The following is a 10,236-nucleotide window of genomic DNA, read 5'->3' as shown; positions in this document are numbered from 1 at the left end:
CTTCAAAAAATGCAGTTATTGGAAGACAGAATCCGCAAAGACGGAAAAGTACGCGAGGGAAATGTCCTGAAGGTGGACAGCTTTTTAAATCATCAGATGGACGTCAATCTGTTCCGGGAAATCGGAAAAGAGTTTCAGCGCCGTTTTGCGGGAGAGGAGATCACGAAAATTCTGACCATCGAGGCATCTGGAATCGGAATTGCCTGTGTTGTGGCTGAAATTTTTAATGTTCCGGTTGTGTTTGCAAAGAAAACACAGACCAAAAATATCGCCGGCGATGTTTATACCACAAAAGTAGAATCTTTCACCCATGGAAGAGTTTATGATATCATTGTTTCCAAAGAATTTCTGGGAAAAGGAGACAAAGTTCTCCTGATCGATGATTTCCTGGCAAACGGAAAAGCGCTGGAAGGACTGGCAACCCTGGTACAGGATTCCGGTGCAGAGCTCGTAGGAGCAGGCGTTGTCATCGAAAAAGGGTTCCAGATCGGAGGAAAACTGCTGCGTGACCGCGGCATTCATCTGGAATCTCTTGCCATCGTCGATGGTATGGATGATAAAACCGGGGAAATTACCTTCCGGAAACAGTAAGGAGGCGTCAAAATGGCAAATCTGATTGCAAGAATTGCCGTTCTTCTGGTTCTGGCGGCCGCAGGAATGGTGCTGGCCGACAGAAAAGAAAAAATTGATCTCAGTGTGTCACTGCTGCTGTTTCTGGCGGCAGTCAATGTGACCTCTTTTTTCAGCCTGAAAGATAACAGGATTGTAGTTGTCATGATTCTGACGGTATATTTTCTGTTGTACGCAGGCGCAAAAGAGCTGCTGCGGAGACGGGCAGAGAAAAAAAGAAAATGAATGCAAACCGAACATCCGGCTGCGAGCACCCATGCAAAAGTGCCGGTCGGATGTTTTTTGAATTTTCCTGTAAATTCAAAAAACATCCGGGCAGGATCGCGCTGCAGAGCGATATTGCAGAAGAACTCCATATGGAAGGGGATGCCGCAAGAATCCACCAGCTCGTTTCTCTTCTTGTGGATAACGCCGTTAAATACACTCCGGAGGGTGGAAAAATCCACATTTTCTGGCGAAAAAACGGCAAAAAAGCAGAATTTTCGGTGCAGAATACCTGCGATACCCTGCCGGAAGGTGATCTCAACCGCCTCTTTGACCGCTTCTACCGTGCGGATGCGTCGCGGGCCAGGGAAAGCGGCGGCTATGGAATCGGCCTTTTCGTGGCAGCTGCAATTGTAAAGGCACATAAGGGAAAAATCACCGCAGAGCGGACACGAGATGGCATCTGTTTTAAAGCAGTCTTTCCGGCAAAAGGATGAAAGAAACAAAATTCCGGAAAAATGACGGCAGGGTAGGAAAGGCAGACACACAAAAAAGCAGAAATCAAAAGCTTCCAAGAGAGAAAAAACAAAAGAAAACAAAAGAAAACAAAAGGAGGAATATATGATGTTTGATTGTGGTTTACAAAACATTTTCCAGCTGAAAAGCGGACAGTCCCGTTCTATTAACTGGGAAAATCGGAATGGAGAAAAAGGAAAAGGCGGCATGGCATCCAGCGATCTTGGTCCGTCCAGAAAAGGTTCCCCGTGTATCCCGAAAATAGAAGCAGGAGAGACCGTAACACTTGGTGAGATCCAGGGAGAAGGCATCATTCAGCACATCTGGATCACCGTCACAGACCGTACCAGTGAACGTAACCGTTATGTTCTGCGAGATCTTGTTCTGCGCATGTACTGGGACGATGAAGAATTCCCATCCGTTGAATGCCCGCTTGGCGATTTCTTCTGCTGCGGCTTCGGTGTTTCCTACCAGGTAAACTCAGTCCCGATTGCTGTCAATCCGACCCGTGGTTTCAACAGCTATTTCCCGATGCCGTTCCGTAAAAACGCCCGTATCACGATTGAAAATCAGTGTGACGAGCCGATTCCGGCCTTCTTTTATCAGATCGACTATTGTCTGACGACGGTTCCGGAAGATGCTGCCTATTTCCATGCCCAGTGGCGTCGTCAGCGTATCACGGAAAAGGCAAAAGACTACGTTGTCCTCGACAACATCAAAGGGAAAGGCCAGTACGTTGGAACTTATCTTGCACTTACCAGCCTCGAACGCTACTGGTACGGAGAAGGTGAGATGAAATTCTACATCGATGGAGACAAGGATTATCCAACCATCTGCGGAACCGGAACAGAAGATTACTTCGGCGGTGCCTGGAGCTTTGCAACACAGCAAAATGGCCAAACCGTTGAAAATCAGTACTGCACTCCGTATCTTGGATATCCTTACTACTCTACCCACGATACCTTCCTTCATAATGATTACCACAATGATGATCAGATGCCACAGCGTAGCTTCTACCGCTGGCATCTTCTTGATCCCATCCTTTTTGAGAAGGATCTTAAGGTAACCCTGCAGCAGATTGGTGTCAGTCACGGAGGCCTCTTTGAACGTCAGGATGATGTCGCTACCACAGCTTACTGGTACCAGACGCATCCTCATGTACCATTCGCGCCACTCATGTCCAGAAAAGAGCGCTGGCCAAGATGATTTTTGACGCTTTTCCTATTTTATATGTTTCATGACTTTGCATATCGGCTACAAGAGTCCGTTCCGAACAAATCTGCTTCCAACGAATTTGTCCGGAAACGGCTCTTTCTTTTTTTATATGGTATTCGAAAAGCGATCCGGATTACAGAGGTCCGTCTTTTCACAAAGCTTTCACATTTTCCGTCCATTCTTTAAGGTTCCTTTAAAGTTTCCTCATTATACTTAAAAATGTAAAAAACATTTCCGGAAGTAAATCAAACGAAAGGATCAATCGATTATGATGCAAAGCCAACAGATTCCCATGACCTTCCAACGGTATGAAACAAAATACATGCTTTCCCCGATCATGGCTCGCAAGCTTCGCAAGAGCCTTCCGGGTCATCTGCAGATGGATGAATACGGCCTTGATACCATCTGCAGCCTCTATTACGATACCCCGGATCACCAGCTCATCCGCCGTTCGCTGGAAAAACCCGTCTACAAAGAAAAACTGCGACTCCGCAGTTATGGTCCGGCCAAAGAGACCAGCCCCATATACGTAGAACTAAAGAAAAAATATGAAGGAATCGTCTACAAACGCCGCGAGCGCATGATATTATCAGAAGCGGTTCCCTATCTTGCGGGAAAATCAGAACCGGGCTTCGACAGCCAGATTCTCCACGAAATCACCTGGTTTCGCAACTACTACCGGGGGCTTGCTCCCGCTATGTACATCGCCTACGACCGCATCGCCTGCTTCGGCACGGAAGACAGGAACTTTCGTGTTACCTTCGACACCAATATCCGATGGCGTACCGAAAATCTGTGTCTTGACGGTCCAACGGAAGGAATCAGGCTTTTAGAACCAGGCTGGTATCTCATGGAGGTGAAAACACCAGGTGCTGTGCCCCTATGGTTCAGCAAAATTCTGGATGATCTTGCAATCTATCCGGCATCATTTTCTAAATACGGCTTTGCCTATCAGATCGAAAATCAGAAAGCATCAGAAGAAAAAGAAAAAGCTTTCATACCATTCACAGATATCCGGCAAACCGTATCAAAAACAGCATTCCGTTAGCTGAATCAGGTAAGTCCTCTGCGGCCATTGCGAAAAGCAAGAAGCAGTGGGTGGACTCACGGCTTGCGAAGAGCCTTTTTCAAACATAATCTGCTTCACAAAAAAGAAAATGTAACTATTCAGAGCCATGCAAAATAGAAGAAAAATCGCGAATCATGTTTGCATGAATGAGCGGTTTTTCTGGAATTTCATATGGCGAGAAGCAACATCGCAATGTAGCGTAAGCGGAATCGAGATGGGGCTCTGAATAGACAAGAAAATAAAAAAATTCTGGGAGGAATTTGCTATGCTTAACACAATATTCAGTTCCGTTTTTACAGAAACAACCGCCGCCTTCACCTTTGGTCAGTTCCTTGCCTGCACAGCAGTGTCTCTGATTCTGGGACTGTTGATCGCTGCTGTTTACAGGTACAAAAGTGAATGCACCAAAAGCTTTGCTGTCACGCTTGTTCTGATGCCTGTGATCATACAGATGGTGATCATGCTCGTCAATGGAAATCTTGGAACCGGAGTCCCTTGATTATACCAGTGTTTTTGACGATATCTTTACCAGGTATCTGACCCGTTGCGAGCTTGTACAGGTAAAAACCACGAATATGGGAAGTCTTTTCAAGCTGGAGTATCGCATCGTATTCCGCGAGGAAGGCGAAGAGAAAAACATGATTGACCAGCTCCGCTGCAGAAACGGAAACCTTGAAATCCTGTGCAGTCGTGCGCAGACCGGAAGGGAGGAATTATAATGAATCGAAACAGAAAGAAAAAAAACAGAAAAAAAGAGACCGGCGCAGTCGTCAGCCTGCTTCTTGCATCATCGCTGGCCTTCGGCGGATGCGGCACAGCAGTGACATCTTCCAGCTCTGTGAATGCCGAATCTGCCCGTACAGAGTCAACCGGCGAAACATCTGCCGACAACGCGGATACCACATCAGAGAGCACAGATTCGGAAAATGCAATGGAAAGTGCTTCCGATATTAATTTTGATCTGGAACTGACCGAATCCACTATCGACACCGAATTCACAGACCGTGAGAAGAGCGGAAGCTACAAAGCGTCGGAAGCCGTAAAAATTACACTTAATAAGACGACAGCTACCGTCTCCGGCAGCGGAGTCAAAGCAGATGGCAGCACAATTACCATCACGGAAGAAGGCGTTTACATCGTAAGCGGAACACTTGAGGATGGCCAGATTATCGTAGACGCATCCGATTCCGACAAGGTTCAGATCGTACTCGATGGAGTCCATATCAACTGTAAGACGAATGCTGCCATCTACGTTCGCGAAGCGGACAAAGTTTTCATCACGCTTGCTGAAAACAGCAGCAACACGCTTGGCGGTGGAAACGAGTACACTCAGATTGACGACAACACGGTAGACGGCGTTATCTTCTCCAAATCAAATCTTGTCTGCAACGGGACAGGAAGTCTGACCATCGAGGCAGACTACAAGCACGGGATTGTATCCAAAGATGACCTTGTGATTACCGGCGGAACCTACAAAATCGCCGCTGCGGACAACGGGATCACAGCCAAAGATCAGATTAAAATTCTGAACGGAAGCTTTGACATTGATGCTGCAAACAGTGCGGTCAAAGCGAAGAATACGGATGACGCAGAGCTTGGAAATATCTATATTGCTGGTGGGATTTTTACGATCGAGGCGGAACAGGATGGATTCCATGCAACCGGCAGCATCGTTGTCGATGATGGAACCATCACCGTAAACTCTGGTGACGACGGTTTCCATGCGGAGCTCGACACCGTCATCCATGGCGGAACGATCCTTGTTGAAAAAAGCAACGAAGGCCTGGAAGGAAAACGCGTCGTGGTCAACGGCGGTGACATTACCATAAACGCCAGCGACGATGGCATCAATGCCGCAAATTCCGGCGACGATGGCGTCAACGCCATAAATCCTGGCGCCAATGCTGTCGGTTCCGGTGACGATGACAGCAATGCCGCAAGCTCAAACAACGATAGCAGTGCTGCCGTAAACTCCGGTGATGATGGCAGCATATCCGGCGAGGCAGACGGAAAGGAACCTCAGCAAATGCCGCCTGATACAGAAAACGGCAGCGATATGCAGCCATCGCAGGACTTCGATCCGGAGAACGCTCCGTCTGACGGAAATGCGCCGCAGAACTTCGATCCGGGGAACGCTCCGTCTGACGGCGATGCTCCACAGAAGATGCAGGGAGGCCCCGGCGGTGGAGGCAACTCTGAGCTTTACATTAAAATTACCGGCGGAACCCTGACCGTATCCGCCGATGGTGATGGTCTTGATTCCAACGGCGGTCTTCTCGTGACCGGCGGAACTACGATCGTGTACGGGCCGACCAGCGATGGTGACAGTGCCCTCGATTATGACGGAAGTGCAATTGCAACCGGCGGAACCTTGGCTGCCATCGGCAGTGCCGGCATGACAGAAAGCTTCAGCGAAGATTCTACCCAGCCCGTCATCACCTACTACTGTACGGAAACCCAGTCCGCTGCCACTACCATCACACTGACAGACAGCGATGGAAGTGCCCTTTTCACGATTGCACCCGAAAAAGCCTACGCCAGCATTGTTTTCACCTGTTCCGAAATGAAACTGGACGCAACGTATACTCTGACTGCCGGTACCGACAACGAAGAGATCACCCTCACGGACATCATCACCACCGCCGGAACCCGGTCTGTTAAAACGATGAGCGATCCCAAAGGTGGAAAAATGTCAAATAACAGCGACAACAAAGGAACTCCGCCTTCAAAACCAAGCGACACGGCTGAGTGAACCGTTATAGTTCATTCAGCACCGGAACATTTGCTGTTCCGGTGCGTAAGAAAGTGATTCTACCGTGGCTGTCTTCCTACTTCCAATTTACCGTATTCTGTGCTAAAATAACCTCACAAGAAAAGAGGTAGAAAAATCATGTATGATAAACTGACCGAAAACGATATTAAAAAAATGCAGGAAGAAATCGACTACCGCAAACTGGTTGTCCGTCCAAAAGAACTCGAGGCTGTAAAAGAAGCCCGTGCCCAGGGCGATCTCAGCGAAAACTTTGAATACAAAGCTGCCAAACAGGACAAAAACCGCAACGAAAGCCGCATCCGCTATCTGGAAAAAATGATCAAAACCGCTCACGTTATTTCAGATACCTCAAAGGACGACGAAGTCGGCATCAACAATACCGTCCAGGTTTACATTGAAGAAGATGATGAGACAGAAACCTACAAACTTGTCACCACCGTTCGTGGTAATTCTCTCAAAGGATACGTCAGTATCGACTCGCCATTAGGAAAAGCCATTCTGGGTCATAAAGTCGGCGACCGCGTCACTGTAAAAGTAAGCGATGCCTATAGTTATGATCTCATCATCAAATCCATCGAAAACACTGCGGATACCGATGATGAACTCCGCAGCTATTAAAGGACAGAAAGAAAGGAAAATACCAGTCATGGAAAAAATTGCAAGCTTTACGATCGACCATATCAAACTTAAACCAGGCATTTACGTTTCAAGAAAAGATCACGTAGGTGACAGTGTCATCACAACCTTCGATCTGCGCATGACATCTCCAAACGATGAGCCTGTTATGAATACCGCTGAGGTCCACACCATCGAGCATCTTGGCGCAACGTTCCTGCGTAATCACGAAGAGTGGAAAGATAAAACCGTATATTTTGGTCCAATGGGCTGCCGTACAGGATTTTACCTGCTGCTGGCCGGTGATTACAGCTCGAAAGATATCGTTTCACTCGTAATAGAAATGTATGAATTTATCCGCGATTTCAAGGGCGAAGTCCCGGGTGCATCTCCGAAAGACTGCGGAAACTATCTGGATATGAATCTGTCCATGGCAAATTACCTTGGCAAAAAATACCTGGATGAGGTTTTGTACGGAATTGATGAATCCCGTCTCGTCTATCCGGAATAAATTCTAAAAATGGTAACTATTCAGCGCCATGCAATTTCGCATGGCTCTGAATAGTTACAAAAAATGAAAGAAAACAGGGGGAAACAGAGTATGAGAACCATGGAAAACGAAAAACTGCGTGTGCAGATCAGCGATCACGGTGCAGAACTTTGCAGTATCTACGATAAGGAAGCTGACCGTGAGGCAGTCTGGATCGGAGATCCGGCCTTCTGGAACCGCCACGCACCGGTTTTGTTCCCGTTTGTCGGAAAAGTAAACGGTGGATTCTATACCCACAAAGGAGTCAAATATCCGATGGGCCAGCACGGTTTCGCCCGCGACAACGAATTCGAGTGCATCGAAAACACCGAAAACAAAACAGTACACCGCCTGGTATCGACCGAAGAAACAAAAAAAGTCTACCCGTTCGATTTTGCCTTCACCGTAACCCAGGAACTCTCCGGCAGAACCCTGACCATAACCTGGAGCGTAGAAAACACCGGTGATGATGACATGTACTTCTCCGTCGGCGGACATCCTGCATTCATGATTCCGGAACAGTATGACATCGTCTTCAACAAAGGCCTGGAAAACCACACTGAGACCGAACTCGAATACGTCCTGATCGACCCGGAAACAGCAGGCGTCGATGTCGCACATCCGAGAAAACTGAAACTTCAGGACGGCAGAATCCCGTACACCAGAACTCTTTTCGAAGAGGACGCCCTGATCTTCGACAACACCCAGGTCGAGCGCGTCGGCGTAGAAGTTGATGGAAAACCGTATGTCACTCTCACCTGCAAAGGCTTCCCGAGCGTCGGCGTATGGTCCAAGCCAAAAGCAGATGCCCCGTTCGTGTGCCTCGAGCCATGGATCGGCCGCTGCGACAACGTCGGCTTTGACGGCGAATTAAAAGACAAATACGGCGAACAGCACCTGAAAGCCGGTGAAACCTTCCAGGCAGGCTACACCATCACCATCGGAGAATAAGGACCCGAAAAAAAAGAAAAACCTCCGAAGTACAGCGAAAAGAACACGATTCCTGTACTTCGGGGGTTGAAATTTTACGGTTTCTTTACTATAATTAGCATCAAACCCAAAAAACGCATGTAGTTCATCATGCACAGAAGAAAAAACAGGAGGGAACGTTCTTGAAAAGAGAAACGGTTATCGTACTTGATTTTGGCGGTCAGTACAATCAGTTAATTGCAAGACGTGTACGTGAGTGCAACGTTTACTGTGAGATTTATTCTTACAAAACAGACATCGAAAAGATCAAAGAAATTCAGCCGAAAGGTATTATCTTCACCGGCGGCCCGAACAGCGCATATCTGCCGGATTCCCCGACTTATACAAAAGAAATTTTTGAACTTGGAATCCCGATCCTCGGCATCTGCTACGGATCACAGCTGATGATGCATCTGCTCGGCGGAAAAGTAGAAGTAGCACCGGTCAGAGAATATGGAAAAATTGAGGTAACTGTAGATACCAGTTCCGCACTGTTTGAGAACGTATCCGAAAAAACCATCTGCTGGATGAGCCACAACGACTACATCTCCAAAGCAGCTCCGGGATTCGAAATCATCGCCCATACGGATGACTGTCCGGTAGCAGCCGTTGCAAACGTAGAGAAAAACCTCTATGCAACCCAGTTTCATCCAGAAGTTCTGCACACCAAAGAAGGAAAGAAAATGCTTTCCAACTTTGTATACAATGTCTGCCGCTGCGCCGGCGACTGGCACATGGACTCCTTCGTAGAAGAATCCATCAAAGCTATCCGCGAAAAAGTAGGCGACGGAAAAGTCCTCTGCGCACTGTCCGGCGGAGTCGATTCCTCCGTAGCAGCTGTTATGCTTTCCAAAGCAGTCGGAAACCAGCTGACCTGCGTATTCGTAGATCACGGCCTGCTGCGTAAAAACGAGGGCGATGAAGTAGAAGCAGTCTTCGGACCGGACGGCCCATACGACCTGAATTTCATCCGCGTTAACGCACAGGAGCGTTTCTATGCAAAATTAAAAGGCGTAGAAGAGCCGGAGAGAAAACGTAAAATCATCGGCGAAGAGTTCATCCGCGTCTTCGAAGAAGAAGCAAAGAAAATTGGTGCTGTAGACTTCCTGGTACAGGGAACCATCTACCCAGACGTTGTAGAGAGCGGCGTCGGCGGAGAATCCACCGTCATCAAATCCCATCATAACGTCGGAGGACTGCCGGACTACGTAGATTTCAAAGAAATCATCGAGCCGCTGCGCAACCTCTTCAAAGACGAAGTAAGAAAAGCCGGCCTTGAGCTCGGCATCCCGGAATACCTCGTATTCCGTCAGCCATTCCCGGGCCCGGGACTTGGCATCCGTATCATCGGCGAAGTAACCGCCGAGAAAGTCAAAATGGTACAGGACGCCGACGCGATCTGGCGCGAAGAAATCGACAAAGCCGGAATCGCCCACGAAATCGGCCAGTACTTCGCAGCACTGACCAACATGCGCTCCGTCGGAGTCATGGGAGATGAAAGAACCTACGATTACGCCATCGCCCTCCGCGCCGTCACCACCACCGATTTCATGACCGCCGAAAGCGCCGAAATCCCGTGGGATGTCATCGGAAGAACAACCAGTCGAATCGTAAACGAAGTCAAACACATCAACCGCGTCATGTACGATTGCACCGGAAAACCACCGGCAACGATCGAATTCGAATAGTTGGAGCTAAGCTGTAAAGCCTGTAACC

Annotated in this window: 12 protein-coding genes; all 12 read left to right on the top strand. The window is 48.1% G+C overall.

Going from position 1 to position 10,236, the window contains the following annotated elements:
* The first annotated feature begins 9 nt into the window (after positions 1-9).
* The 12 genes from DWW13_RS05440 to guaA all read left to right on the top strand — a co-directional run bounded on the left by DWW13_RS05440 (position 10) and on the right by guaA (position 10,208).
* The gene (locus DWW13_RS05440) at positions 10-591 is read left to right on the top strand and encodes a xanthine phosphoribosyltransferase (RefSeq protein ID WP_055218716.1); all 582 of its coding nucleotides are present in this window, start codon (positions 10-12) and stop codon (positions 589-591) included.
* 12 nt (positions 592-603) lie between these two features.
* Positions 604-855, top strand: coding sequence for a hypothetical protein (locus DWW13_RS05435; protein WP_022462118.1), 252 nt, complete (start codon positions 604-606; stop codon positions 853-855).
* A complete protein-coding gene (locus DWW13_RS05430; protein WP_118719502.1) occupies positions 852-1,331 on the top strand; it encodes a sensor histidine kinase in 480 nt (159 codons plus the stop codon). The genes DWW13_RS05435 and DWW13_RS05430 overlap by 4 nt, the downstream gene beginning before the upstream one ends.
* Before the next feature lie 127 nt (positions 1,332-1,458).
* Positions 1,459-2,556 carry a glycoside hydrolase family 172 protein gene (locus DWW13_RS05425; RefSeq protein WP_055218718.1) on the top strand — a complete coding sequence of 366 codons (1,098 nt, stop codon included), beginning with the start codon at positions 1,459-1,461 and terminating at the stop codon, positions 2,554-2,556.
* Positions 2,557-2,833: 277 nt separating this feature from the next.
* A complete protein-coding gene (locus DWW13_RS05420) occupies positions 2,834-3,613 on the top strand; it encodes a polyphosphate polymerase domain-containing protein (protein WP_117761120.1) in 780 nt (259 codons plus the stop codon).
* A 286-nt stretch (positions 3,614-3,899) separates the two neighbouring features.
* Positions 3,900-4,133 carry a hypothetical protein gene (locus DWW13_RS19850; protein ID WP_330418082.1) on the top strand — a complete coding sequence of 78 codons (234 nt, stop codon included), beginning with the start codon at positions 3,900-3,902 and terminating at the stop codon, positions 4,131-4,133.
* The gene (locus tag DWW13_RS19845) at positions 4,105-4,353 is read left to right on the top strand and encodes a hypothetical protein (protein ID WP_055227235.1); all 249 of its coding nucleotides are present in this window, start codon (positions 4,105-4,107) and stop codon (positions 4,351-4,353) included. The genes DWW13_RS19850 and DWW13_RS19845 overlap by 29 nt, the downstream gene beginning before the upstream one ends.
* Positions 4,353-6,386 (top strand): carbohydrate-binding domain-containing protein, encoded by a 2,034-nt coding sequence (locus DWW13_RS05410; protein ID WP_118719500.1) that lies wholly within the window; start codon positions 4,353-4,355, stop codon positions 6,384-6,386. The genes DWW13_RS19845 and DWW13_RS05410 overlap by 1 nt, the downstream gene beginning before the upstream one ends.
* Positions 6,387-6,524: 138 nt before the next feature.
* Positions 6,525-7,025, top strand: coding sequence for a GreA/GreB family elongation factor (locus DWW13_RS05405; RefSeq protein ID WP_022462124.1), 501 nt, complete (start codon positions 6,525-6,527; stop codon positions 7,023-7,025).
* 28 nt (positions 7,026-7,053) lie between these two features.
* Positions 7,054-7,533: an S-ribosylhomocysteine lyase gene (locus DWW13_RS05400; RefSeq protein WP_022462125.1), complete on the top strand. Its 480-nt coding sequence runs from the start codon at positions 7,054-7,056 to the stop codon at positions 7,531-7,533.
* A gap of 90 nt (positions 7,534-7,623) precedes the next feature.
* Positions 7,624-8,502 (top strand): aldose 1-epimerase family protein, encoded by an 879-nt coding sequence (locus DWW13_RS05395; RefSeq protein WP_117761124.1) that lies wholly within the window; start codon positions 7,624-7,626, stop codon positions 8,500-8,502.
* Positions 8,503-8,663: 161 nt separating this feature from the next.
* Positions 8,664-10,208, top strand: a complete 1,545-nt coding sequence (gene guaA, locus DWW13_RS05390; protein ID WP_055218727.1) for a glutamine-hydrolyzing GMP synthase — start codon at positions 8,664-8,666, stop codon at positions 10,206-10,208.
* Positions 10,209-10,236: the final 28 nt, after the last annotated feature.

Origin of the sequence: Blautia sp. AF14-40 (assembly GCF_003479665.1) — a bacterium.
In the GTDB taxonomy this organism is placed as follows: domain Bacteria; phylum Bacillota; class Clostridia; order Lachnospirales; family Lachnospiraceae; genus Fusicatenibacter; species Fusicatenibacter saccharivorans.
Note: the sequence above shows the minus strand (reverse complement) of the source record. Positions and strands in the feature narration are given on the sequence as shown.

Excerpts from the sequence above, each read along its gene's own strand:
- DWW13_RS05440 (WP_055218716.1), top strand. The coding sequence starts at position 10 with ATGCAGTTATTGGAAGACAGAATCCGCAAAGACGGAAAAGTACGCGAG.
- DWW13_RS05435 (WP_022462118.1), top strand. The coding sequence starts at position 604 with ATGGCAAATCTGATTGCAAGAATTGCCGTTCTTCTGGTTCTGGCGGCC.
- DWW13_RS05430 (WP_118719502.1), top strand. The coding sequence starts at position 852 with ATGAATGCAAACCGAACATCCGGCTGCGAGCACCCATGCAAAAGTGCC.
- DWW13_RS05425 (WP_055218718.1), top strand. The coding sequence starts at position 1,459 with ATGTTTGATTGTGGTTTACAAAACATTTTCCAGCTGAAAAGCGGACAG.
- DWW13_RS05420 (WP_117761120.1), top strand. The coding sequence starts at position 2,834 with ATGATGCAAAGCCAACAGATTCCCATGACCTTCCAACGGTATGAAACA.
- DWW13_RS19850 (WP_330418082.1), top strand. The coding sequence starts at position 3,900 with ATGCTTAACACAATATTCAGTTCCGTTTTTACAGAAACAACCGCCGCC.
- DWW13_RS19845 (WP_055227235.1), top strand. The coding sequence starts at position 4,105 with ATGGAAATCTTGGAACCGGAGTCCCTTGATTATACCAGTGTTTTTGAC.
- DWW13_RS05410 (WP_118719500.1), top strand. The coding sequence starts at position 4,353 with ATGAATCGAAACAGAAAGAAAAAAAACAGAAAAAAAGAGACCGGCGCA.
- DWW13_RS05405 (WP_022462124.1), top strand. The coding sequence starts at position 6,525 with ATGTATGATAAACTGACCGAAAACGATATTAAAAAAATGCAGGAAGAA.
- DWW13_RS05400 (WP_022462125.1), top strand. The coding sequence starts at position 7,054 with ATGGAAAAAATTGCAAGCTTTACGATCGACCATATCAAACTTAAACCA.
- DWW13_RS05395 (WP_117761124.1), top strand. The coding sequence starts at position 7,624 with ATGAGAACCATGGAAAACGAAAAACTGCGTGTGCAGATCAGCGATCAC.